Source organism: uncultured Victivallis sp., assembly GCF_944391105.1.
Classification (GTDB): domain Bacteria; phylum Verrucomicrobiota; class Lentisphaeria; order Victivallales; family Victivallaceae; genus Victivallis.
Window position 1 is genome coordinate 1 of the sequence record NZ_CALXSK010000002.1, and the last position, 24,754, is coordinate 24,754.

The window sequence follows — 24,754 nt, forward strand, 5'->3', positions numbered from 1 at the left end:
CCGCGACTTGCGCCAATGGCTGGATCAACCATTTACCAAACCACCGGAGCCGGAATCATTTCAACCAGAGTTCGCTTCTGCAATTTTCTGCAATTTTTGTGACGTATCAATGAATAAGGGAGGCAAACTGAGCTCAAATCATGAAAAAAGATCAGTCTGGCAAGATTGCAACTCGGCATAAATATAAACAGAGGATATGTGTTGATGATAAAGAAAATATGATATAAAATTTGTTTATTGCATCATCATTACTATAGCGATCATCGCGATACTGGCGGGGATGCTGCTGCCGGCGCTGAATCGGGCGCGGGAGCGGGCGAGGAGTACGAGCTGCCTCAACAATCTCCGGCAGACGGGATTGGCGCTTTCGATGTATGCGGACGGGTTTGGTGGAGTTTATCCGGTGGTGCACCGTGGAACATACGATCATCACCATGAGCTTGAACCGGCGGTGGAATGGTTTCAGCCGCTGACGGAGGTGGATTATGATCTCGATTATCTGCATTGTCCGTCGGACATGGGATTCGATGACGAAAACGCACGGCAGAGTTACATCATGAACAGCATGCTGACATTCGGTCGGAAGATCGCGACGCTGCGTCGGGCGAGTTTCTACATTGTTCTGTCGGAACGGGGCGGGGAGACGAAGGAGAGTGCGGTGGAGCACCAGTGTTACGATGCGATGTGTGAACCGCACGCGTGGGAACAGAATCTGGCGCAGACGCGTCACGGAGGTTCTTCGAACTACCTTTTTGCGGACGGTCATGCGGAACAACTGGCGTTTCGGGAGACGGTCGGAGGCGAAGCGATCGAGGAGAACCATCATTATGTGTTCGAGTGGGGGAACGGCGGCTATTACGCCGCTGGCGAACACGAACATTGAAACTGACACCGGGCGGGCGACATCATTCTGCCGTCCGCCCGTGAGAAGAGAATATATGCCACACGCCTGTCGGCCGGCCTACCTGCCGGCCTTTGTGAGGATGGAACAGTTTTCCGGAGCGTATGGGCCGCCCTGCATGAGGACGGGGGAGAGGTTCGGCGCGTTGAGCTTCTTCACGGAGATGTTGCCGCTGCGGAGTTTTTCCGTGCCGCCGCCGATTTCGAAGACGGCGGTGAGCGGGTGAGCGGCGGAAACATTGACATTCTCCCAGTCCAGAGAACGGCTCTGAAGCAGCTGGATGGCGAAAGCGCGCGGTTTGTTCTGCCAGTTGACGTTGTTGAGTTTGATGTCCGCAAAGCTGCTGTTGAAGGTCATGTGAAGGAAGAACGCTTCGGCAGGGGAATTGTGGATCGTGATGTCGTCGAATTCGACGTCACGGCATTTCTGGATTTCAATTTTCCCGTCGGAGAGGGTGATTTCTTCGAATTCGGAACGGTTGGCGGTGACACGGTCGGGATCGGCTTCGAGCTTGGCGTCGTCACCGATCACGAGGAAGGAGGCGTTGTAGATCGAAGCGTTCTTCACGGAGCAGTTGCGGAAAGTGCGGAAACGCCAGCGGCAGCCGTCGGTGACGAATTTTTCAAGTTCGACGCCGGAGACTCCGCTCAGGTGGACGCTGTCGTTGGTGCATCCGGTGATGGAGAAGTTTTCGCATTCGACGTCAAACTCCGCGAATGCCGGAGTGTTCAGCGAGGAGTTGAACTGCCAGACATAAAATCCGGTGTCGCATTTGCGGAGGGAGGCATTTTTGATTTTGATGTCGCGACTGGCCAGATACTGCCAGCCGTGGTTGGGTCCGACAAGTCCGGCGTCGACGATGATGCCGCAGCTTTTGCCTTCGACTTCGACGTTGGAAATTTCGAGATCCCAGGCCCCGGCGATGCGGATGCCGTTGGCGCCGCCGCCGATGGCGCTGATGCCGCTTGCGATCGAATTGGAGTTGTTCCACTTTCCGAGATCAGGCAACGAGAAGACGCCGCCGACTTTACCGGTGAATTCCGGCGAATAGTAGGTGACGAATGCAAGCGTGTCGTCGCCGGTCCGGATTCCTTTGACGCCTTCGACGGAGATGTTGCAGCAGGCGTTGAAGTGAAGTCCGTCGGCCCAGCTGTTCTCGATGGTGAAATTCTTGACCGTGATGTCGGAACAGCCCATGAGGACGGCCCCGGTCTGGGCGCTGGCTTCCACGCGGCAGCCGTCTATGAGGATGTTGCGGATGGTTTTGTCCTCCTGCGGAAATCCTTCGAATCGGATTCCGTCGCCCATGCTGCGCTGCCGGGGTTTGTTTTTCCAGACCACGTTGACGTTGTGGAGTTCAATGTTTTCGGCGGGGGCGCGGAAGGTGAATCCATGGCCGCCGCCGTTGCCGTTCGGCTCAAGGTTGTCCATGAGCAGAACCGCGCCGGAGGCGAAATTGATTTTGACGTTGCTGATTCCGTCGAACACGGGGCCGCCGTTCCGGGTGGCGATGCGGTAAGTTCCCGCGGGAAAGTCGAGGGTTCCGCCGCCGTCGGCCTTCAATTGAGAGACGGCTTTCTGAATGGCGGCGGAGTCATCGGCGACGCCGTCGCCGACGGCGCCGAAGGTTTTGACGTCCAGCCCGGAGAGCGGCAGAGAGACCGCCAGCAGAGCGGGGAAAAGAGCAAAACTGATGCGTTTCATTTGAGAAGGTTCCCGTTGAGTTGAATGGTTTCACTGTTGCTGACTGCCGGTGCGGAGGCGGCTTTTACATTGCGCAGCTCCAGATCGCGGCAGGTCCGGATGGTGACGGTCGAGTCGGTGCGGCTGTCGACGAGAGAAAGTCCGGAGAAGCGGTCGATCGAAAGCGGGGCGTTTCGCAGGTCGAGTCCGGTCAGGAAAAGGTTGCCTTCCGCCAGCTCGGCGGGGGAGGCCGCTTCGATCGGGCGGGGTTCCATGTTGCGTTCGAATCCGAAGAATTTCGCACCTTGGATTCCGAGGAGTTCGAGCGGGGCATTGCTCTGGGAGTAATTCGCGATGGAGACTCTGCCGCGCAGATTCTGCAGCTTGACCCGGCTGTCGGAGCGAACTCCGGTGAGCGTCACTCCGCCGACACTCTGTATGTCGATGCCCAGAACCTTGATTTTGCTGACATTCAGGTTGCTTACGTTGAGTCCGAACTCCCAGAACCCGGCGTCGGCGTCGGGAAGGATGTTCAAACTGCGCACGATGAGCCCCATGTCGCAGTCGCGGATCGTGGCATTGGAGATGTTGATGTTCCGGGATGCGAGATAGGACCAGCCGACGGCCCGGGTTTCCGTGGTGGCGATTGCGGAGTCGAGCTGGATGCCCGCCCACTTGCCGGAAACCGCGATGTTCGAAACATTGATGTTGAGTCCGCCCGAGATGCGCATCCCGTCCGCGCGGCCGTTGTGCGAAGTGATGTTGACCGCGTTGCTGTCGGAGTTGCACCACTCGTTCAGCTCCGGGAAGGAGAATACCGTGCCGATCTTTCCCGAGAATTTTTCGGTGAAATACGTGACGAATGCGAGCGTGTCGTCGCCGTTGCCGATGCCGCGCACGCCGTTGACGTTGACCCTGCGGCAGGCGTTGAAGTGCAGGCCGTCCGCGAGCGTGTTCACCGGGCTGAAGTTATTGACGAAAATGTCGGAACACCCCATGAAGACCGCTCCGGTCTGGGGACTGTTCTCGCCGATGCAGTTCAACAGATAGATGCGCGAGAGGGTCTTGGCATCGTCGGGAAATCCTTCGAACCGGAACGCATCGCCGTGGCTGCGGTTTTTGGCCCGGACCGGCCACTGGACATGGATGTTTTCCAACCGGATATTGCTTGCCGGTCCACGGACCACGATGCCGTGTCCTCCCCCGTTCCCGTCCTCCTGCAGGTTTTCCATGAGCAGAACCGCTCCCGGAGCAAAACGGATTCCGACATTGGAAATCCCATCCAGAAAAATCGCCGCATTGCGGCGGGTCGTGATGCGATACTTCCCCGCCGGAAAGTAGAGTTCTCCGCCGTTCTGTGTTTTGAGTTCCCGGACGGCCGCGTCGAAAGCGGCGGCATTATCGCCGGTTCCGTCGTTTTTCGCGCCGAATTTCGTGACGTCGACCACCGCGGCATGCAACATGGTTCCTCCCAGAAGTAAGGCCGTGAGCCAGAAAGAGCATTTCATTCTTATTCGATTCCTTTGCAAAAGTTGTTGGTGAGCGGATTCTGGCTGGGTTGCGTCGCATGCCCGTCGAAGAATAGCACTCCGGCCTTCTTCTGGTGCGGATAATCGACCCGGCTGATCCAGGCGTAGGTGAATTCAAAATTGTCCGCTCCGTCGACCAGCAGAGGCGCCGCGGAAGGACGAGTCAGCTTCGTGACCTTGAAGTTCCAGCCTTTTGTCTGGCTGGTTCCGGTTTGTGTGGGCGCGATCATGAGTTCGACGATAACGGTGTTGTAGATGTAGGTCACCGCCTGATAAAGACCGCCGTCTTTTGTGTAGGCGCGGTTCCCGGCCGGGCACTTGAGCACATTTCTGACTGCGGATGCCAGGGCCGCGCCGTTGCCGTTCGTTCCGTCATCGTTGAAATTGTAGTTGCCGCCGTTGGTGGTGGTGTTGATGGAGCCCAGATACCGGGTGAGTGCAGTGTGCCAGCGTCCGCTGCCCCAGCTCCCGGCCCGCGGACCGGTGGTGTAATCCTCGTTGTCCTGGACATAGCTGGCGTGCGCGAGACCGAGCTGCTTGAGGTTGCTTGTACAGTTGATGCCGCGTGCACGCTCCCGGGCCTGATTCAAGGCGGGCATGAGCATTGCCGCCAGAATCGCGATGATCGCAATTACGACGAGGAGCTCTATCAAGGTAAACGCCGCTTTGACCGTTGCATGGCTGTGGGAGGCAGGGGGCGTTTCCGCCGCCCCCCGCACCCCCTGCGTCCGGCAAGGTGCCGGTGCCGGGTACGGAGCGGTTCCGGACGTGGCCGCGGTCGGCCGACGAGAGGGGAAAGAGCCGCTTGCCGAGCGGAGACTTTGTTGCGGGGCGATGACTGGCCGATGGGGAGTTTGATGGTTGTTCGGTACGGGGAGAGACGCGGCTGCCATAGCCGCTTTCTCTCCCCCGAACCCCTCTCTTGACTGCCGGGTGCAAACAAGGAAAGAATGGTATATTTGACAAGTTTTCACCACAAGAAGTTCGATCAATGTAAATTTTCCCGACTTCCGGATATGCCTGTGCGTAAAGGGATGATTTACTGGCATGTCATGCTCCTTTCGGTTGATGTTCTTTCCCGTGGGTTCAAGGTTGAAATCTGTTTTCCCGAGATGGTTTTGTTCCACGATTTTCGGGAACAGGGATTCCGGTCGGCGACGGAGTTGCGGATTACCAGCGGCATTTCCAGGGAGATTTGCCCGGGCGGGAGAGTTTCGTTGCGCAGCTTGGCGATCAGCAGCTTCACCGTATGCGCGACGATTTCCTGCACCGGGAAACGAACCGTGGTCATCGGGGGGATGAGGGTCGCTGCCTGCGGGACGTCATCGAATCCGATTACGGAAAGATCGTCCGGGATTTGAACCCCGTTCAAATATGCCCATCGGTAGATTCCGAAGGCGGTCTGATCGTTTCCCGCGAAGATCGCGGTAACGTCTCCATGATTCATGATCTGTTCGGTCCCGGAAACGCCTCCTTCGATGGAGTCATCCCCCTCCACGACCAGGCGCGGATCGAATTCTTCGCCGTATTTCTGCAGGAATTCGGCCATGATCTGGCGCGTCGCTTCGGAGTCGGGCCGCCGGGGATCACGGGTCGGCGAGGAGATGTAACCGATTCTGCGGTGGCCAAGATCGCGGAGATAATGGAGGATTGTCCACGTCAGTTTATCGTAATCGAGACGAATCGGAATCGACCGGTCGCGGATGTTCGTTACGACCGGCGTCGAGCCGCAGAGAACTTGCGCTTCTTCCGGCGTGATCTGCGGCAGCAGATTGAAAACTCCGTCTACGAGCCCGGCCGAGAAATGGCGGAGCAGTTCCGCTCCCTTCCGGTGGTTCAGCCCGGCCAGTCCGACCACGATTTTGTAGGAGTATTTTTCCAGTTCTGCCGCAAGGGAGTCGATGAACAGCGAAGTCCCCGGATTGCGGCACTCATTGACCACCACCCCGATCATGCCCGTGGAGTTGCTCTTCATCGCCTGCGCATAGAAGGAGGGGCGGTAATCGAGTTCCCGGATCTTTTCAAAGATCCGTTCCTTCACCGGTCTGCTGATTTCGCGTTTACCGCTCAGCGCATGGGAAACCGTGCTCGGAGAAACCCCGGCCGCTTTTGCCACATCCACGATTGTCACTGCCTGTTTGCCCATTCTCCGGAATCTTCATCCTGTTATCGCAGGTTTTCTGCGCAATCAAAACGTTTTGACGGTTGTTTATAATTATGGTTGAATTTTGATTGTTTGTCAAGATACGGAAATGAAAAAAACGTTTTTTTTCGTGTTTTTCCGGTTTTTTGCGGGGATTTACGGCGCGATTTCACCGGATTCCGGCGGGAAAATAACCGAGAAACAGCTTCCTTTCCCGGGGGTGCTGTCGAGTTCGATTCTGGCGCGGTGGGCGTTGGCGATCGCCTGCACCATCGCGAGGCCGAGACCGTTTCCGGGAAGTGTGCGGCTCGCGTCGCAGCGGTAGAAACGTTTGAAGATCTTCTCCGCGTCCTCCGGGGCGATTCCGCAGCCCGAGTCGCGGACCGCGATGACGGCGGCCGCGCCGTCCCGCTCCGAGAGCGACAGGGTGACCGTTCCGCCGGCGGGAGTGAATTTCAGCGCATTGTCGAGCAGATTCGCCACGAGACGCTGGATCTTGACCTTGTCCGCCCGGATCCTGATCTCGTGATCCGCCGGAAGCCGGGTTTCCAGCCGGATCTTCCGGTCTTCCGCGAGCTCGCTGAAGAGTGTGCCCGCCTGCCGGATCAGTTCCGTCAGAGAGAATTCACTCCGTTCGAGCCGGTTGATGGAAGATTCGGTCCGGGTGATTTCGAGCATCTCGTTGATGAGCTGCATCATCGAATCGCACTCCTCTGCGACCGCGCCGCACATTTCGCGGAAACTCTCGATGTCCGGCTTCCCGGCCGCCGTGACCTCCGCAAGTCCGCGCATGCGCGTGAGCGGCGTGCGCAGATCGTGCGCGATGTCGTCGGTGACGGTGCGCAATTCGGTGACCAGCGCCTCATTGTTTTCGCTCATCGCATTGAAGGCGTTCACCAGCTGGTCGACTTCGTCCGCCTCATGGCGGAGTTTGACCCGCAGGGAAAGATCGCCGCCGGCAATGCGCCGCGCGGCATCGCTGACGCGCTCGATTCCCGCTGTCAATTTCCAGGCGATCAGGTAGCCGGCCGCCGTTCCGAAAAGGAGAACCCCGGCGAGAAACAGCAGAAAAATCCGCGTATAAGCGGTCAGCCTCTCATCGATCTCCTGAAGCGAACGGCCCGCTTCGATCACCGACCCGTCGAAGAGCGGCTGCCGCATGACCCGGAATTTCCGGCCGTTCTCCGTGATGGTCGAGAGTCCTGCGGAAGCTCCGCCGCCGTTGCCCCGGCGCAACTCGTTGCTCTCGAAGCCGGTTCCATCCGCCGCCCGGAAACGGAAATAGATGTTGTCGGAGCCAAACGATTGGAGCTTGTCGGAGAACTCCTTGCGCAGAAACGGCAGATTCTGTTCCGGATGCAGCAGCCGGCTGTACGCCCGCCCGTCCGAGCCGAGCCGGAATTCATACAGCTCCTTCCCCCGGCTGCCGAACAGCGTGTAGAATTCCTGATCCCCCAGGGTGCTGCGGTAGGCCGCGAGCAGCTGCCCCCCCGTCAGATGGGATTGGAACGCGGCGACATCCAGCTGTGGAACTTCCGAAAAGGGAACCTGCTGCCCGTAACGGGCGGTATTTTTTCCGGTCAGGTAGGAGGCCGTGAAATCGCGTACGGTTGACTCCAGCAGCCAGTCTGTGATCCGGAACATATCGTTGGCCACGTAGTGTGAGACAAGGAAAAACAGCAGCACCGAAGAGGCCGCAAACAGCACCAGAAACCAGAATGCCGCCTTGAAGCGGAGCTTGAAAAAGATCCGTCCCTTATTCCAGAACATATCCGAACCCCCGGACGGTCCGGATCAGTTTTCTGGGGAAAGGTTTGTCCACCTTGTCGCGCAGACGGCAGATCCGGGTCTCCACGATATTGGTCTGAGGGTCGAAATTGTACTCCCAGACATGTTCCATGATCATCGTTTTGGAAACCACCCGCCCCGCGTTGCGCATCAGAAACTCCAGAAGTGAAAACTCCTGCGGCTGGAGATCGAGACGCACTCCGCCCCTGTTTGCCTTGCGGCTCAAAAGATCGAGCGTCAGATCCTCATAAGTCAGCACGGTCGGCTCGGCAGCGGCGGAGGCCCGGCGCAACAGCGCATGAATCCGGGCCAGCAGTTCGACGAAGGCGAACGGTTTGGTGACATAATCGTCGCTGCCGCACTGCAATCCCTTGACCCGGTCTTCGACCGCGTCGCGTGCGCTCAGAATGATGACCGGAACCGTGGGTTTGGTCTCCCGGAGTTTCCTGACCACGCTGAATCCGTCAAGGCGCGGAAGCATCACATCGAAAATCCCGAGATCGAACTCCTCCTCCTGCGCCATCACGAGCCCGGATTTCCCGTCACTTGAATGCGCTACGGTAAACCCCGCCTGCTCAAGTCCCTTTCGGATGAACGCAGCTGTCTGCAAATCATCTTCCAACAGCAGTATCTTCATAATGCGGCAGCCTTTTGATTTGTGTTTCTTCAATGTATCCCGAAAAAGCCTTCTTTTCAAGCGGCAGGAACAATAAAATTGTAATTTGTCAATCAATGGATATAACATTTCCGCCGCAGCACTTGACTTCGTCAATAAACATATTATATTGCCTTTCAAAAGGACGGCATTTTACAGAGGAACAAAAAACATGTCACCATATCTGGACAAACGGCGGGAACTGGGTGTCTGGCTGAAGGTGCTGCTGGCGAAGTACGGCATCCGTCAGACGCAGATCGCTTCACGGCTCGGGATCACGCGGCAGTATGTCTGCCAGATCTGCGGCGGGAAGAGTCCGCTTGCTCCGGAACATTTCAAGACGATCTATGAGATGCTTCTGGAGATGCACGCGGCCGAGGCGGATCTCCGTCGTTTTGTGCAGCTTCACGTCGATTCGAAGATCATGATCCCGTACATCGTCGGCGCCGACCTTGCCGACATCGAGATCACGCTGCTGCGGAAATTCCGCAAGCTCCCGCCCGCCCGGAAAGATCAGGTCATCATCTACATCGAAAACTGCCTTGAATCCGATGAACCCTGATTTCACGGTTTTCCGCTGTCTGGAATCAGGTCGCTGCAATGATCCCGCTCTTTCCTCCGGTTTGAAGAGATTCTTGTTCTCGCTCCGGAAAAGGTGACGTTTTCGGGCGACGGGATAAGGGGTCGGGCTGGGTGCCGCCACTTTTCCGCGGAACTTCGGAACGGGGGCGTGCTTCATCGAGATGATTCATCGTGGCCGGCAACTCAATCAGCATGAATGTGGCCGCACTCTTTATGATCGAACTCCCTGTCGGAAATGATGGATGAGGGGATGGAAATATCGGGAAGCTGTTTTCTGTCGGACCGGATCCGAACCGTTGCGGCATCGGTACAGCCGATTCCGATTTCGATTCCGTTGAAGAGAGTGACGCCGTTGTTGCCGGGAACCCGTACAACCATCCCGATACGGAACTCTTTTCCAGTCAGAAGTTCCGGCATTCCCTCCTCCTCCGTATCAAGCTCAAGCCGATAGAGCTGAAGTGCTTCCGTTGGAGAGTGGAAGATCGAAAGCCGGTGCCCCCGGGTACGCAACCCCGCCGGGAATTCTCCCGAGCCGCGCCGCAGAAAGATCTGCGGCCCATCCACCGTCTGTGCGAGCGAGTAATCCCGGAATACCGAGTTGTCCGAATAGCCGAGCAGAAGCTCCACGCAGCTGTCCTGAAATACCGCCTCTCCGGAAAAACGCTGCCGGAACGGCACCCCCGTGACAAACAGATCCAGGTAAAACCGCCGTTCGCGGTAGAAGAGGAAGAGCAGAAGCTCTCCGTTTGATTCCCCGCCCCGGAACAGCCACGGCGCCTCCGGAGATCCCATCCGGAAAGAGATTCCCGATCCCTCCAAAACCGGTTCCGGAATGCTGCCGGAGAAGGGGAACGCTTCAAGCTCCCTGCCGCCGGAAGCGAAGTGCAGTTTTTTCCGGAACTCCGAAAACGGCATGGCATCCTCCCAGAATGAAAACAGCCGCTCCCGTCCCCGGCGGAGTTCGCTCCGGTAGGGAATCAGGTCGGGAGGAACGGAAAAATCCATGACCGGGGAGGGGGCTGCATTCGCGTCTTCCGGCCGGACTTTCCGCTCAAACTCCATTCCGTTGCAATGAACGCCATGATAGGTGACGGCGTCCGGATTGGAAAACGAAACGCCGGAATGGTACGCCCCCCTTGTCATCACGCCGGGGAAAAGGCCGGAACACCCTTCCCGGATCACCTCTCCGCCGATCCGCAGATCGACAGGTGACCGGAACGGATAATCGTGGAGCGGTTCCGGCGACACGGCCAGCTCAAACGTCGCGACCGATTCCGGAGGCAGTTCGAGCGCGGAGGGCTTCGAAACCCGACAGAGCGCCGATTCCGCTTCCGGCACGACCGTCCGGGCGTCGGGTGCGGGATTGTACAGTGTGACAAACCAGCGCTCCTCCTCCGTACCGGAACAACACTTCTCTTTTCGAAATCCGCAGACGTAAGGCTCCCGCCCCGGCGGATTTTTCCACTCCGCCGTCGGAGCAGTGACGGGGCCGGTAAAGCGGACCCGCTTCGGAATGCCCGGATAGAGGTCGAATCCGTTGTCGTCCGGATAACACCCCGCCTCCCATGGTGAAAGCACAACTCCCGCGGCAAAACGGGAGCTCTCCAGAATGAATGTCCCCGGATTCTCCGGCTCCGGCCGCAGCGAGAGCCGCGCCTCGGGCAGCCGCAGTTCACGCGGGGAGACGAGAAAGCGATGATTCCGAACCGTCTCCTCCCCGAAAATGGCAAGCTCTGCCAGGATAAAGCATTCCGCGGGATCCACTCCCGCGCATTCGCCGCGATCGACGCAGAGGAGCTGTGCGGTCGCTCCCGCCGGAATTTCCACTTCGATTTCCCGGCGGAACACCGTCTCCCCGGTGAATCGGATGCAGCCGGCGCGCAGTTTTCCCCGCCTCATCCGGGCCGTGTCGTTCGAGACGTGAAAAACGATCTTCTCATCGTAAACGGCGATGATCGGCAGCACTGCCCGGCAGGAGCGTTTCAGCGCGTACCAGGCGGCTTTGGGAGTGCCGTAATAGTCGACCACGCCCCATCCCATCATCGGATAGGCGTTGTTGTACATCCAGAAAGCCGCGCCGCCGCAGAGTTCCCGTTTCCGGCGCAGAAACTCGAGATAGCGCCGGATCAGTTCGCAGTGCGCTTCCGCGAAAAACGCAAGACTCTGCCGGACAGGATATTCGAAGCCGCGCTCCCGGAGCCCGAATGTCAGGTGGCGGAAGAACAATCCCCATTCGTCGTTGCGTTGAAGATCGAGAACGTGGTGATCGCGCAGCACCGGATTCTCCCAGCTGTCCAGATCGCCGTCGGCCAGATATCGGTGCAGACTCGACGCCGGATCCCCGGAAACGCCGTACAGTTCGTTGTCGAACGCGGGGACTGCCGCTTCCGCGTCGAACTCGGCGTCGGAAGCGTATTGATGTGCGGCCGGATTGCCATGGAAGGTTCCGACTCCCGGCGCATTCGGCCTCCCTCCGCACTTCCCCGGTGACGGGCAGGAGGGCAAATAGAGCGCGTCCGGCGCAAATTTGCGGACAATCTCCGGAAAATCACGGTGGAAGAGCCGCCAGCCGGCATAATGGTTCGGCCGCCGGCGCGGACAGACGTCTGCGTAGAATCCGTCCGTTTCATTCGATCCGCACCACAGAATGATGCAGGGGTGGTTCCGCAGACGTTTCAGAACGGTTTCACACTCGAGCCGGCACTCCGCCCGGAACGCCGGGTCGAAATCCGGCACTTCCGGTCCGCCGAACATGAAATCCTGCCACACCATGATGCCGAACTCATCGCACAATTCGTAGAAAAGCTCCTGCTCGTAACAGCCTCCGCCCCAGATCCGCAGATAGTTCATCTCTGCGGCGGCGGCGAGTTCCAGCAGGGTGCGCAGGTGATCGCGCGTGACCCGTCCCGGGATGATGTCCGCGGGAATCCAGTTTGCCCCTTTTGCAAACACCCTCACCCCGTTGACGAGGAAACGGAACACGTCCTGTTCCGGCGCGATGTTCCGCCAGTCGAGCTCCACCTTCCGGAACGCGAACCGCACATTCCGGCTGGTCTCTTCCCCGCCGTGTGAAATCGAGATTTCGAGTTCATACATCGGCTGTTCCCCGTATCCGCGCGGATACCAGAGCGCCGGGTTGTCGATCCGGAGAGTCTGTTCATACTCCCAGCAGCCCGGTCCGAGCACGGCCGGAACTTCTTTTTGCGCGGCGATCTGCCCCCCGTGCCGCACGGTCAGACGCAACATTCCGTCGACCAGCTTCGTCAGAACCGATTCCAGCGTAAACATGCAGCGCACCGTTCCGTCGATGCCGGCCTGAATGTGCGGGTCGCGAATCCGGGCGAACCGGAGAATCTCCAGCCCGCAGTCGCGCCAGATTCCGCAGACCGGCAGCCCCTGCGCCCAGTCCCAGCCGTAGGTGTAGTCGGCTTTCCGCCCGGCGCCGCGTTTCCGGCAGAGTGTCCGGTCGTAAATCGCGTCCGACCAGCCGGTCAGATGAAAGTCGACCAGCGGAACTGCCTTGATCCCGGAATCGAACGGATTCAGCCGCACTTCCAGATGATTTTCTCCGTCCCGCAGCAGAGCGGTGATGTCGAGGCGGCAGGGGCGGTGCATGCTTTTGTGATGCCCGGCCGGAGTGCCGTTGACCAGGATTTCCGCGACATAAGCCAGCCCGTCAAACCACAGAATATATCGCGTTCCGGGATGGAGCCGGAGAGAAAAATCCTTCTCGTAACTCCAGATATGTTCCCCGAGTTCTCGGCATTCGCGGAAGTTGTCGCGGATGTTCGGATCCGAAACCGCGCCGGCGCGCATCAGATCGAGAATGACATCACCGGGAACGGTCGCAGGAAACGTGCGGCCGTCGTCGCACGTCAGTCGCCATTGCCCATTCAAAGAGAGATCGTTGCTGTTCATTGCTTTTCCTGTTCCGGATGGTTGCATTTGCTATAATTATACCGGAACGGAATGGAAATCGCAATGGGTAAAAGTGACTTTTTTAGATTGTGAAAATACAAAAAAGCCAATATGGAATTCAGCGGGATTCACTCTTCTGCCGATTTCCCGTGCGGTACTCCCCCGGGGTCATGCCGGTGTGTTTGCGGAACATGCGGTAAAAATTTTTCAGGTCGTGAAACTTTGTTTTCTCCGCGATTTCCGCAATCGGCGCGCCGGTTTCCCGCAGGAGTCGGCAGGCTGTGTCAAGCCGGAACAAAAGCCGGTAACGGCCCGGAGAAACGCCGAATTCCCGTCGGAAAAAATGGCGCAGATAGGAGGGGCTGTAACCGGCGTAGGCGGAAAAATCCTGCCAGTTCTGCGGCCGGTCAAACCGTTCGAGCTCCTTGCGTGCGATGTAGACCTCCTTCGCGATCAGCGGATCCTGCTGTTCCGGCAGCTCGGAGAGATTCAGCCGCAGAGCGGAGAAAAGATATTCCGAGAGCAGTTTCCGGTCGGCGGCCAGATGGAAATCCTCCAGTGCGTCGTGCACGAACTGGTCGAGCATCTCCAGATGCCGCCAGATGCCGATATGCGGGAGCTGCCAGCGCGATTTGCGGTAGTTGTTGAAAAGCAGCATCAGAACCCGATAGGGATTCTCCTCCGGAAAATCATGGAGGGTCGTGTCCCCGCACGTGTGGCAGAAAACCGTTCCCCGCTGATACTTCCCCCCTTCGTAAAAGACGGTCCCTCCTGTCATGATCTCGACGTAAAGGAGATTTTTTCCGACCAGGGTCGGGCGAAACGGACGTTTCGCCGAAGCGCGGAAATAGTAGATTTCAACGATTTCTGGATTCGCCATGCCGTTGGCCCTTTTCTCTTTTCATTCTGTTCCGGAAGATCAGTTGATTTACGGACAGGGCGTACGAAGGGCTTCCGGCTGTGGTGTTGAGTCCGGCGCGTCGTCCCGCGCGGAGAAGAGTTTCAGCGCGGCCTCCAGCTGGGTGTCGCGCACGGCATCTTTTCCCGTTGGAAGAACAACACCGGGAGTGCGCTGAAGTTGCGCGTTGAGTTTCCACTGGGTCGGCAGGTCGAGTTCGACCGGTTCGTCCGGGTTGAGTCCGCTGCCCTCGATCGCGCGCCCGGATGGCGTCAGATAGCGTCCCGCCGCGAAACGCAGCGCTCCGCCGTTGTCGAGCGGCAGAATTTGCAGCAGCGTACCCTTGCCGAACGTTTTCGCCCCGACGAGTTTCGCCCGGTTGTGGTCGCGGAGCGCCCCCGCGAAGAGTTCGGCGGCGCTTGCGGTGTAAGCGTTCGTCAGAATCACGACCGGGAGCGTCTCCTCCCGCAGTTCGCCCGCGACTGAGCGGACGACTTCCGCTTCCGGAGAATTGCGATGTTTCGCCGAGAAGAGAACGCTCCCCTCCGGCAGGAACAGAGAAGCGGTTTTCGCGGCGCCGTCGACGAGACCGCCGGGGTTGTTGCGCAGGTCGATCACGAGCCCGCGGCTCATTCCGGCCGCGCGGAGTTTCCGCAAAACCTTTTCGACTTCATCCGGCGTATGGGCGTTGAAACTGCTGATCCGGAGATAGCCGATGTCGCCGTCGATCAGATGAGCCGCCTCCGGCGGAACGGAGCTGCGCACGACTTTTTCGCGCCGGAGTTTCACGCTGCGGCTGCTTTTCCCGTCCGATGCGAGCAGTTCGAGTTCGAGTTCGCCGCCTGCCGGGCCGTGAAGAAGTTTCATGCACTCTTCGAGCGGCAGCGTCTCGATCTGCCGTCCGTCGATGCGGTGGATCTGTTCGCCGGGCAGGATGCCCGCTTTGTCCGCAGGACCGCCGGGAAGCACCGCCGTGATCAGCACCGGAGCGTTTTCCACTTTGACCGCGTCGATGCCGATGCCGGACTGTTCGCCGGTGCGGGCCTCCTCGTTGACGGTGAATTCCGCGGGCGGCTCGTACCCGGAATAGGGGTCGAGCTCACGCATCATGCCGCGCAGCGCGGCTTCGAGCAGCCGGTCGTAGCCGGCTTTGCTCTCATCGACATAGTTCCGGTTCAGGAACTCCATGACCTGCCCGAGCCGTCCGGCCTTTTCGTAGGTCGAAGCAGTGTGAAGCGGTTCCGGTTTTGACCGCTGCCCGCCGGCTGCGCATCCGGCCAGCGCCGCAGCAAGACAGGAAATGAAAAAAAACTCCGATCTCATCATATGGTGTTTCTTCCTCCTTTTGTGGAATATAGTGCTTCTCCAGATAAAATCCAGCTTGATAAATCAGCTTTTAAGGATTATTTTATAGAGAGTGTCGCAACCGGACAATATATGAACTTAACAGGATGGATATTATGAGCATCTCTCCGCTGCAGAAGGCGCGTGCCGCCTACGCCCCGAAACTCCCCCCCGCTCTTGCGAAAGGCGCGAAAGTCAAAGTCCATGAAGGCGCGCCGACCACGGCCGTCGCCGATGTCGACAAGATCAAGGCGATCTTCAAAACCACGTTCGGCAGCCCCGTGCTGACCTTCGAAGCTGCCGACGGGGGCGAACTTCCCGCAGTCAACGTCGGAGTGATCCTCTCCGGCGGCCAGGCCCCCGGCGGGCACAATGTCATCGCCGGGCTCTACGACGGACTCAAGTCGCTGAACAAGGGGTGCCGCCTCTACGGCTTCCTCAAGGGACCCGACGGGCTTGTCAAGGATGAGTACGTGGAACTCACCGATGCGATCATCGACGCTCACCGCAACACCGGCGGTTTCGACATGATCGGCTCCGGCCGCACGAAACTCGAGACCGACGAACAGTTCGAGGCTGCCCGCAAACATTGCGAAGCGCTGAAGATCTCCGCGCTGGTCATCATCGGCGGTGACGACTCCAACACGAATGCCTGCATGCTCGCGGAATACTTCAAGTCGCACAATATTCCGATCCAGGTCATCGGCTGCCCGAAGACCATCGACGGCGACCTCAAGAACGAGTGGATCGAAGCGAGCTTCGGCTTCGACACGGCCTGCCGCGTCTACAGCGAACTCATCGGCAACATCGGCCGCGACGCGAACTCCGCCAAGAAATACTGGCACTTCATCAAACTGATGGGCCGTTCCGCTTCGCACATCGCGCTGGAGTGCGCGCTGCAGACTCAGCCGAACATCGCGATCATCTCCGAAGAGGTCGCCGCGAAGAAGATGACCCTCGGTCAGATCGTCGACGAGATCGCGTCGGTCGTCGCGGCCCGTTCCGCCGCCGGGATGAACTTCGGCGTGGCGCTGATTCCGGAAGGGCTCATCGAGTTCATTCCGGAGATCAAGGTTCTGATTGCCGAGCTGAACGAACTCCTGGCCGCCAATGCGGAGAAGGTCGACGCGATGGAGAAGGCCGACAAGGTCAAGTTTGCGCTTGAGAACCTCTCGAAGGAGTCCGCCGCCGTCTTCGCGACGCTTCCGGCCGGAATCCAGATGCAGCTCTGCAACGACCGCGATCCGCACGGCAACGTCCAGGTCTCTCTCATCGAGACCGAGAAGATGCTCGCCGAAATGGTCGCCACGAAGCTCAAGGCGATGAAGGCCGAGGGGAAATACAACGGCAAGTTCAGCACGCAGGTTCACTTCTTCGGCTACGAAGGACGCTGCGCAGCTCCATCGAATTACGACGCCGACTACTGCTACAGCCTCGGCTACAACGCCGCGGCGCTGATCGGCGCGGGTCGCACCGGCTACATGTCGAGCGTTCGCAATACGACGAAGCCCGCCTCCGAGTGGATCGCCGGCGGCATTCCGATCACGATGATGATGAACATCGAGCGGCGTCATGGCCACGACAAGCCGGTCATCCGCAAGGCGCTCGTCGAGCTCGACGGCAAGCCGTTCCTCTACTTCGCCTCGAAGCGCGGCGAGTGGGCGAAAGAGACCGCCTACGTCTATCCCGGTCCGATTCAGTATTTCGGGCCGTCGGAGGTGTGTGATCTCGTCACCAAGACGCTGATGCTTGAGCAGGGCAAATAATCCGGGCTGAACGATGGAAGAGGCCCGAATCGACATCGGATATGTGGCGGCTCTCGCCCGGCTGGAGATTTCGGAGGAACAACTCCCGAAGCTCCAGAAGGATCTCGACAACATCGTCGGTTACATCGCTTCGCTGAGCGAGCTTGATCTGACCGGCGTGGAGCCGACCGCGCACGCGGCCGCGTTGACGAACGTCTGGCGCGAGGATGAAGCGAAGCCGTCTTATGACCGCGACCGGATGCTCGCAAATGCTCCGGCGCTGATCGACGGGGATTTGATCCGGGTGCCGCAGGTGCTGCCCGGCGAAGGGAGCAACTGACCATGGCGATTCCGGAAACGAAGGAGCGGCCGATCCATGTGCTTGCGCAGGAGCTCGCCTCGGGCGGCTGCACGGCGGTCGAACTTGTGTCGTCCTATCTTTCGCGCATCGACGCGGAGGACGGCGTAATCAAAGCGTTTTTGAAACTCGACCGGGAGCGCGTTCTGCGCGCCGCGGAAGAGTCCGACCGCCGTCGCGCGGCGGGGAAAACTCTGAGCGCTTACGACGGCATTCCGATCGGAATCAAGGACTGCATCGTTGCGGAGGGGGAGACCTGCTCCTGCGCGTCGAAGATTCTTGAACCGGTCGTTTCGCCGTATGACTCGACGGCGGTGGCGCGACTGCGTGCGCAGGGATTCATCCCGTTCGGCCGTTTGAACATGGATGAGTTCGCAATGGGCTCCTCCTGCGAGAACAGCGCGTTTCAGAAGACTGCGAATCCGCGCGATCCGCAGCGGGTTCCGGGCGGTTCTTCGGGCGGCTCGGCGGCCTGCGTGGCCGCGAGTTTCGCGGCGGGAGCGCTCGGAAGTGACACCGGCGGGTCGATCCGCCAGCCGGCCGCGTTCTGCGGCATTGTCGGATTGAAGCCGACCTACGGGCGTGTGTCGCGCAGCGGACTCGTGGCGTTTGCATCGAGTCTCGACCAGATCGGGCCGATGACGCACGACGTGGAAGACGCGGGAATTCTGCTCGATGCGATCGCCGGGCACGATCCGATGGATGCAACTTCGCTGCCGGATCCGGCGGGCGGTTTTGCCAAGGCGGCGCGGAATGCTCCGGAGTCGTTCCGCGGCGTGAAAATCGGGCTGCCGAAGGAGTATTTCGCCGAAGGCGGTCTCGCTTCCGGCGTAGAGAAAGTTGTGCGCGAGAGCATCGAGAAGGCGAAGTCGCTCGGAGCGGAACTCGTCGAAGTTTCGCTGCCGCACACAAAGTACGCGGTTGCGGTCTACTACATCATCGCAACCGCCGAGGCGAGTGCGAATCTTGCGCGCTTCGACGGCATGCGCTACGGGAAACGCGTCGATGGAAAAGATCTCGTCGACACCTATTTCAAGTCCCGCGGCGAGGGATTCGGCGACGAGGTCAAGCGGCGGATTCTGCTCGGCACCTACGTGCTTTCGAGCGGATATTACGATGCGTATTACCTGCGGGCGCAGAAGGTGCGCACGCTGATCCGGCGCGACTTCGAGGAGGCGTTCAGGCAGTGCGATGTATTGCTGACTCCGGTCACGCCGACGGTGGCGTTCAAATTCGGGGAAAAAAGCGATCCGTTGCAGATGTATCTTTCGGACATCTTCACCATTGCGCTGAATCTCTCCGGAAACTGCGGAATCAGTGTGCCCGCCGGGATCGATGCGGAAAGCGGCATGCCGGTCGGCGTGCAGCTGCTCGCACCGGCCTTGGGCGAGGCGAAACTGCTCAGCGCCGCGCAGACGCTCATGCGCTGAGTTTGGGTTCCGAAGGAAAAACAAAACAGGGGGAGGACGACGGCTTCGTCCTCCCCCCTGTTTCTGTGCCCGGCGGCTGCCTTTTCAGAGTTTTTGAAAAAACGCGTCGATTTTATCGAAGGGAATCTTTTCGAAATTATCGTAGAGATCCACATGACTGGCGCCGGGAACGATGAGCAGTTCCTTGTTGTTTCCGGTCAGTTTTTGAAACGCATCTTCGCTGAAATAGCGGGAGTGTGCCTTTTCTCCGTGAATCAGCAGACACGCGGAACGGATTTCACTGCTGTATGTCATCAGCGGCGTGTTGAGAAACGACAGGGTTGAAGTTTTGTTCCAGCCCTGATTTGAGTTCAGCGAACGGGCGTGGTAGCCGCGGGGAGTCTTGTAATAAGCGAAATAATCTCTGACGAACTGCGGTGCATCTTCCGGCAGTACGTCCGGAACTCCGCCGGCGGTTTCATACTTTCCGTTTTTCGCGTCGACCAGGCGTTGGGCGTTGAGCTGTTTGCGCAGTTCATAACGGCCGTCGGCATCCATGGAGTCGAAATAGCCGTTGGCGCTGACCCGGCTCATGTCGTACATGGTGACCGCCACGGTTCCCTTGATGCGCGGGTCGTTGGCTGCGGCATTGAGGGCCAGCCCGCCCCAGCCGCAGATGCCGAGGATGCCGATCCGGTCGGCATTCACGAAGGGCAGGAGGGAGAGGCAGTCGACTGCGGCGGAGAAATCCTCCGTATTGATGTCGGGCGAGGCGACATACCGTGGTTCTCCGGAACTCTCCCCCGTGTAGGAGGGGTCGAATGCGAGTGCAACATAGCCGCGTGCCGCGAGTTCCTGGGCATAAAGTCCCGAGGATTGCTCCTTGACCGCGCCGAACGGCCCGCATACGGCCACGGCGGCATATCGTTTCGCCGGATCGAATCCTTTCGGCAGATAGAGATGGCCTGCCAGTTCGATCCCGAACCGGTTTTTGAAGCGGATGTCCCCGGCCCGGATCTCCGGATTGATCCGGAATATGCGGGTGTCATTTGCGATGGTGTTCATACGGGAGTCTCCTTCTTTTGTATTGTCCGCTCCGGCCGTTCCGGCAGCGGAGAGCAAAGCGCATACTGCAGCTGTGAAAATCCACTTTTTCATACGAATCCTCCAGAATTGGATTGTTTTCTTTCCCCGCGGCCGGTGGCCGGAAGGGGGCGTCAGATGTGTTGTCCCATCTCGCAGGCTTCCTGGTAGACCGGCGTACCCATCACCTCTCCCTTGTCCATGACTCCGAGGCCGAGGAGGACTCCTTTTTCCCGAGAGCCTTCAAGACAATCCTCGGTGAAGCCGCGAAGGCTTTCCAGGGTCCGGGTCATCGCGGCACGGTTGGAATCCGCCGCAGTCAGGATAAAGTAGAACTCCTTGTTTGAGATTGCCGTGTAACGCGGACAGCTGCGGTCGATCAGGGTTTTGAGCTGGGCGCACATCGTGTAAAAATAAACCGGCGTTGCCAGCACAATGACATCGGCCTCCACCATTTTTTCGAGGATTTCCGCAACGTCGTCATTCTGGACACAGGGGCGTGTCCCATTCGCGCAGGCGCCGCATCCGGTGCAGTAATGAACTTTCTTTGCCGCCAGAAAAATCTTTTCCGCCTGATGTCCGGCATTGATTGCGCCCTTCATGAACTGATCGCAGAGAAGATCTGAATTCCCCGCTCTCCGGGGGCTGGATGAGATCAACAGAAGTTTTTTCATTCGATGCCTCACGAATTTTATCGAATTGTATAACCGCCGTCCACGGCGATTCCCTGGCCGACGATGAAACTTGCCGCTGGACTGCAGAGCCACAGTACGGTCGACGCGACCTCCTCCGGCTGACCGAAACGGCCGATCGGTTCAGCAACTCCCTGAATCGCGCCGCAGGCAAGCATTTTTTCGACCATCGGAGTCTCTATTGTCGCGGGGCAGACCGCATTGATCCGGATGCCCCGTGCGGCATATTCCAGCGCCGCACATTTGGTCATGCCGAGAACCGCGTGTTTGGAGGCATGATAGGCCACCCGTCCCGGCAGGCCGATCAGACCTCCGATCGAGGAACAGTTGACAATCGCATAGCCGTTTCCGCCCTGTTTCAGCATCTGGCGCAGCTCATATTTCATGCAGAGGAACATACTCCTCAGGTTGACATTGATGACTCGGTCGAACTCGGAGCTTTCGAGTTCGGCGGTTTCCACATCATCGCTCATGATGCCGGCATTGTTGTAGGCGCAATCCAGTCTGCCGAAGGTCTCTGCGGTGAACTGGATCATGTTTTCAACCTGTTTTTCATCCGTCACGTCACAGACGACATATGCCGCAGTGCAACCGTCCTTTTTCAGAGATTCGGTAATTTCTCCGAGCAGATTTTCCCGGCGTCCCGCCAGTACGACGGAGGCCCCGGATCGGGCAAACATCTCCGCTGTCGCCTTGCCGATTCCGCTTGTGGCTCCCGCAACCAGAGCAACTTTGCCCGTCATCCCCATTCCCATTTCGGCCATGCAATCCATTTCGATGACTCCTTTGAAGTTTACCGTGTCAATCTGGCATTCGGGTGACTTCAGAGAGCATCACACCTCTCCGGCACCCGCGATTCCGGCTGTTCAGAAATGTGAGCCCTGATCCGGTTCACACCTCGTTGCCTGATTTCAATATAATGGATCCCGCTAAAATAGCAAATACTTATTTATTATGGAGTGATATGCTTGAAAGTTATATCATGAGCTGTTATTGTAATGAATCAACGTGGAGGGAATTCATGGAACTCAGAGTATTGCGCTATTTTCTGGGGGTTGCCCGGGCGGGGAGCATGACGGGAGCCGCCCGGATTCTGCACATCACCCAGCCGACATTGTCGCGCCAGCTGCAGGAGCTGGAGGAGGAGCTGGGGCAGAAGCTCTTTATCCGAAACAGTCACTCGCTGTCCTTGACGCCGGAGGGGATGCTGTTTCGCAAACGAGCCGAAGAGATTCTCGAGATGGTTCACAAGACGGAATCCGAATTCAGTTCAATGGGAAAGACGGTGGCCGGAGAGATCTGCATCGGCGGCGGGGAGACCGAGGCGATGCGGCCGATTGCACGCATGATCCGGGAAATCCGGACCGATTATCCGAAGATCCGATTCCACATCTTCAGCGGCAATGCGGAAGATGTCATGGAACGTCTGGACAAGGGAATTCTTGATTTCGGCATTCTGATTCAGCCGGTCGATATCAGGAAATACAACAGTCTCACCTTGCCGGGTCGAGCCGTCTGGGGAGTTGTTTTACAAAAGGACAGCCCGCTTGCCGAGAAGCAATTCGTCACCCGTAAGGATTTGCGGGAAATTCCGCTGATCTGTTCCCGGCAGGTTGTGAAGCGTTTGTCCGAGAAGAACGAATATTCCGAGTGGTTTGGAGAAGAGCCCGATGCCGCCTGGAACATCGTCGCAACCTACAATCTGGTTTACAACGCCGCGCTGATGGTCGAGGAGGGCGTCGGCTGCGCGATCGCCCTCGACGGGCTGGTCAATGTGACGCGCCACCGCGGCCTCTGTTTCCGTCCGCTCGAACCTCGCGTGGAGTCCGGAATGGATCTTGTCTGGAAAAGGGATCAGGTTTTTTCCGCGGCGGCGCAACTGTTTCTGGAATGGACTTTGCGGAACCTTTCGGCTGCCGGAGTGGGAAATCATTCCGACCGCGCATAACGAATCCGCACGAGCGATTTCTCCGGGATAAGGAGTTGAGCCCCGGCGTCCGGCGCCCGGCGGATTCTCTGGAAGGGATTGTTGTCGACCGTGCAGTGCGATTCCAGGGCGGGAGCGGTGAGGATTTCCATCTCCACCGGCGTCCAGTTCGAATCGGCAAACTGCACTGCGACTTCCCGTTTCGAGCGCGGCAGGCGGTTGTTCAAATAGAGGTCGAGTTTCTTCCCGTCTTCGGAGAGAATCGCGCAGCTGGTGAAGTGAAACGCCTTGCCGCGCGGATCACATCCTTCTCCGCTCAACGTGGTCGCCACGACGTTGCCGTGATGGGCGGGTTCGAAAAAGCGGAACAGTTCGGCGAGGCCGGTCCGATAGTAATTGCCGCTCTCCTTGTCGCGGTAGACGACCCCCCACGGTCCGGCGGAAAACGCGTGATAGGTCTGGGCGCCCACTTCGGGACGGTTGAGCATCAAAAGCATCCATTCCGCCGTGTCGAGCACGCCGACCAGCGCATGGGTCTGGTACCAGTAATCCGACCAGTTTTCGGAACCGTATCCCGGAGGCCATTTCGCGTGTTCGGAATTGAGCACCTGCAAGGCCGGGTTCGGCCCGGAAGCGATGTCGTCGCGCAACTCATCGAGGTAGTTGAGCATCTGTCGCGGAGCCAGGCCGCGGTAGTAGGGGTGAAACGCCAGATAGCGCAGGTCGCTTCCGAGTTCCCGGATCACGGTCTGGTTCCAGTTCCGCCACTGTCCGGCCCGGGAGGGATCCCACGGGGCGGTGATCACGTGCGCCGCGAACTGCGCGTCCGGCAGCACTGACCGGATCGCTTCCAGGTGGGCGCGGCAGGCGTCGATGTAATCCGGCAGATCCAGATGCTTGGCGCCGCCGAGATCCATCTCGTTGCCGAGTTCCCAGACCGCAGGGAAGACACCTTCCGATTTGAGGAATTCAGCCAGCGCCGCGCTCTCCTGCGGGGTTGAGTCGTAAAGTTTCACCACATAGATGAATTCCGCCTCGGGATATTGTTGCCGATACCAGTTGAAGTGTTCGCGCAGTCCGTAGTAGCGGGGGGTGCCGCCCGTCTGTCCGAACCAGAGGGAAAACGGTTTCCGGTCGCGGTTCGGACCGATTGCGTCGCGCCAGCGGAACAGCTGCGAATCGGTGCCTGCCGTGCGGTTGAGCGGGAGCGGAACTCCTTCCAACGCGGCGCCGAGCCGCGGATCGACCGGATTGACTTCGGCATCCGGATCGATCGAGGCCGGATCGACCGGGCGGAGCCCCTCATATCCATGCCAGTCATTGTTGAATCCGAAGAGCCGGGGGGTGGAGCTGCGCAGAATGCGGGCGGGATCGATCCGGAGTTGCGCTGCGAGCAGCGGAGCGGCGTTTTTCTCCTCCTCGGAGAGTTTCACATGACGGTATTCGTCTCCGCTGCCCTGGATTGCGGCGGTCTTCTGCGGAGTCTCCGGACGGCGTTCGGTGATGGTCAACCGGGCGGTGAATTTCGCTCCCCTGGCCGGATCATATCCGGAGAAGTAATTCAGCCTCAGATGGCCGAACCAGTCGACATTGCGCATCTCCTCAAATTTCCAGTTGCCGTCCGAGCCGGTAAAATCGAAATAAAGCGTTCCGGTGTCCGGTTTCACCTCGATCCATGTCCGGCTCGAAACGATCGTGCGCTTCCCCGAAACCGGGGTCGATTTCCAGGCATTGGCCGGTGCGGTCAAGGTGAGCTCGATGTAACGCCCGTCGGTGATGCCGGGAGAGAACTCCGCTTCGTAGAGGATCGATTCGGTCCCGTCGGCACGCAATTCGATGGTGCGGACCAGACGGGCATTGTCCGTCTTCCAGCGGTAGATGATTTTCTGTTCGGTCCGCTCGATTTCCGGAACCGCCTTCAGCGGATCGGTAACGATCTTCCAGGAGGCATTCTGCAGAGTGAGAGAGTCGTTGAGCAGAATGGTTTTCCCGTCGCGCCGAATCTCCAGCCGCCCGTTCTTCTGAATGGTGATCTGGCCGAAAGCGGTCGCTGCGGCGGCAACCAGCAGCGTTGTCAGGCAGAAAAGTCGTTTCATCAG

General features: G+C 58.8%; 20 protein-coding genes. 7 read left to right on the plus strand and 13 right to left on the minus strand.

The annotated features are described in order from the left end of the window. Both Q0K10_RS01105 and Q0K10_RS01110 read left to right on the plus strand, forming a co-directional pair. Positions 1-181: hypothetical protein (locus tag Q0K10_RS01105; protein ID WP_294502034.1), on the plus strand; the 181-nt coding region annotated here is incomplete at its 5' end. Positions 182-280: 99 nt separating this feature from the next. Continuing rightward, on the plus strand, positions 281-883 hold the full coding sequence (locus Q0K10_RS01110; RefSeq protein ID WP_294502036.1) for a DUF1559 domain-containing protein: 603 nt from the start codon (positions 281-283) through the stop codon (positions 881-883). A gap of 78 nt (positions 884-961) precedes the next feature. Here the strand turns inward: Q0K10_RS01110 and Q0K10_RS01115 are convergent, their stop codons facing one another. The 6 genes from Q0K10_RS01115 to Q0K10_RS01140 all read right to left on the minus strand — a co-directional run bounded on the left by Q0K10_RS01115 (position 962) and on the right by Q0K10_RS01140 (position 8,681). Next, a complete protein-coding gene (locus Q0K10_RS01115; protein WP_294502039.1) occupies positions 962-2,605 on the minus strand; it encodes a glycosyl hydrolase family 28-related protein in 1,644 nt (547 codons plus the stop codon). Further along, entirely contained in the window at positions 2,602-4,047 is a 1,446-nt protein-coding gene (locus Q0K10_RS01120; protein ID WP_294502042.1) for a glycosyl hydrolase family 28-related protein, read from the minus strand. Before Q0K10_RS01120 ends, Q0K10_RS01115 begins: the two co-directional genes overlap by 4 nt. Before the next feature lie 47 nt (positions 4,048-4,094). Continuing rightward, positions 4,095-5,006 (minus strand): DUF1559 domain-containing protein, encoded by a 912-nt coding sequence (locus tag Q0K10_RS01125; protein ID WP_294502044.1) that lies wholly within the window; start codon positions 5,004-5,006, stop codon positions 4,095-4,097. A gap of 146 nt (positions 5,007-5,152) precedes the next feature. Further along, positions 5,153-6,259 (minus strand): LacI family DNA-binding transcriptional regulator, encoded by a 1,107-nt coding sequence (locus Q0K10_RS01130; protein WP_294502047.1) that lies wholly within the window; start codon positions 6,257-6,259, stop codon positions 5,153-5,155. A 153-nt stretch (positions 6,260-6,412) separates the two neighbouring features. Then, complete coding sequence (locus Q0K10_RS01135; protein ID WP_294502050.1) at positions 6,413-8,026, minus strand: HAMP domain-containing sensor histidine kinase; 1,614 nt, start codon at positions 8,024-8,026, stop codon at positions 6,413-6,415. Further along, a complete protein-coding gene (locus tag Q0K10_RS01140; RefSeq protein ID WP_294502054.1) occupies positions 8,013-8,681 on the minus strand; it encodes a response regulator transcription factor in 669 nt (222 codons plus the stop codon). The genes Q0K10_RS01135 and Q0K10_RS01140 overlap by 14 nt, the downstream gene beginning before the upstream one ends. A gap of 190 nt (positions 8,682-8,871) precedes the next feature. Here Q0K10_RS01140 and Q0K10_RS01145 point away from each other — a divergent pair, with 190 nt between their 5' ends. Then, on the plus strand, positions 8,872-9,261 hold the full coding sequence (locus Q0K10_RS01145) for a helix-turn-helix transcriptional regulator (protein WP_294502057.1): 390 nt from the start codon (positions 8,872-8,874) through the stop codon (positions 9,259-9,261). 203 nt (positions 9,262-9,464) lie between these two features. Here the strand turns inward: Q0K10_RS01145 and Q0K10_RS01150 are convergent, their stop codons facing one another. The 3 genes from Q0K10_RS01150 to Q0K10_RS01160 all read right to left on the minus strand — a co-directional run bounded on the left by Q0K10_RS01150 (position 9,465) and on the right by Q0K10_RS01160 (position 15,423). Continuing rightward, positions 9,465-13,199 carry a glycoside hydrolase family 2 protein gene (locus tag Q0K10_RS01150; protein WP_294502060.1) on the minus strand — a complete coding sequence of 1,245 codons (3,735 nt, stop codon included), beginning with the start codon at positions 13,197-13,199 and terminating at the stop codon, positions 9,465-9,467. Between the two features lie 118 nt (positions 13,200-13,317). Further along, a complete protein-coding gene (locus tag Q0K10_RS01155) occupies positions 13,318-14,079 on the minus strand; it encodes an AraC family transcriptional regulator (protein WP_294502063.1) in 762 nt (253 codons plus the stop codon). A gap of 48 nt (positions 14,080-14,127) precedes the next feature. Continuing rightward, positions 14,128-15,423 (minus strand): S41 family peptidase, encoded by a 1,296-nt coding sequence (locus tag Q0K10_RS01160; protein ID WP_294502067.1) that lies wholly within the window; start codon positions 15,421-15,423, stop codon positions 14,128-14,130. Between the two features lie 134 nt (positions 15,424-15,557). On the opposite strand from Q0K10_RS01160, the gene Q0K10_RS01165 reads away from it, so the two are divergent. From Q0K10_RS01165 to gatA, 3 genes are read left to right on the plus strand one after another with little or no spacing between them, the layout of a single operon-like run. Beyond that, positions 15,558-17,207 (plus strand): diphosphate--fructose-6-phosphate 1-phosphotransferase, encoded by a 1,650-nt coding sequence (locus tag Q0K10_RS01165; RefSeq protein WP_294502069.1) that lies wholly within the window; start codon positions 15,558-15,560, stop codon positions 17,205-17,207. 13 nt (positions 17,208-17,220) lie between these two features. After that, on the plus strand, positions 17,221-17,526 hold the full coding sequence (gatC, locus tag Q0K10_RS01170; RefSeq protein ID WP_294502072.1) for an Asp-tRNA(Asn)/Glu-tRNA(Gln) amidotransferase subunit GatC: 306 nt from the start codon (positions 17,221-17,223) through the stop codon (positions 17,524-17,526). A gap of 2 nt (positions 17,527-17,528) precedes the next feature. Further along, positions 17,529-18,974 (plus strand): Asp-tRNA(Asn)/Glu-tRNA(Gln) amidotransferase subunit GatA, encoded by a 1,446-nt coding sequence (gene gatA, locus Q0K10_RS01175; RefSeq protein ID WP_294502076.1) that lies wholly within the window; start codon positions 17,529-17,531, stop codon positions 18,972-18,974. Between the two features lie 84 nt (positions 18,975-19,058). On the opposite strand, the gene Q0K10_RS01180 is transcribed toward gatA, so the two are convergent. The 3 genes from Q0K10_RS01180 to Q0K10_RS01190 form a co-directional block, all read right to left on the minus strand. Further along, a complete protein-coding gene (locus Q0K10_RS01180; RefSeq protein WP_294502078.1) occupies positions 19,059-20,018 on the minus strand; it encodes an alpha/beta hydrolase in 960 nt (319 codons plus the stop codon). A 152-nt stretch (positions 20,019-20,170) separates the two neighbouring features. Next, positions 20,171-20,710 (minus strand): flavodoxin family protein, encoded by a 540-nt coding sequence (locus tag Q0K10_RS01185; RefSeq protein WP_294502080.1) that lies wholly within the window; start codon positions 20,708-20,710, stop codon positions 20,171-20,173. A 17-nt stretch (positions 20,711-20,727) separates the two neighbouring features. Next, complete coding sequence (locus Q0K10_RS01190; protein WP_294502084.1) at positions 20,728-21,501, minus strand: SDR family oxidoreductase; 774 nt, start codon at positions 21,499-21,501, stop codon at positions 20,728-20,730. Between the two features lie 248 nt (positions 21,502-21,749). Here Q0K10_RS01190 and Q0K10_RS01195 point away from each other — a divergent pair, with 248 nt between their 5' ends. Next, positions 21,750-22,676 (plus strand): LysR family transcriptional regulator, encoded by a 927-nt coding sequence (locus Q0K10_RS01195; protein ID WP_294502087.1) that lies wholly within the window; start codon positions 21,750-21,752, stop codon positions 22,674-22,676. Here Q0K10_RS01195 and Q0K10_RS01200 read toward each other — a convergent pair. Continuing rightward, positions 22,658-24,751, minus strand: coding sequence for a hypothetical protein (locus Q0K10_RS01200; protein ID WP_294502090.1), 2,094 nt, complete (start codon positions 24,749-24,751; stop codon positions 22,658-22,660). The two genes, Q0K10_RS01195 and Q0K10_RS01200, sit on opposite strands and share 19 nt — an antisense overlap. Positions 24,752-24,754: the final 3 nt, after the last annotated feature.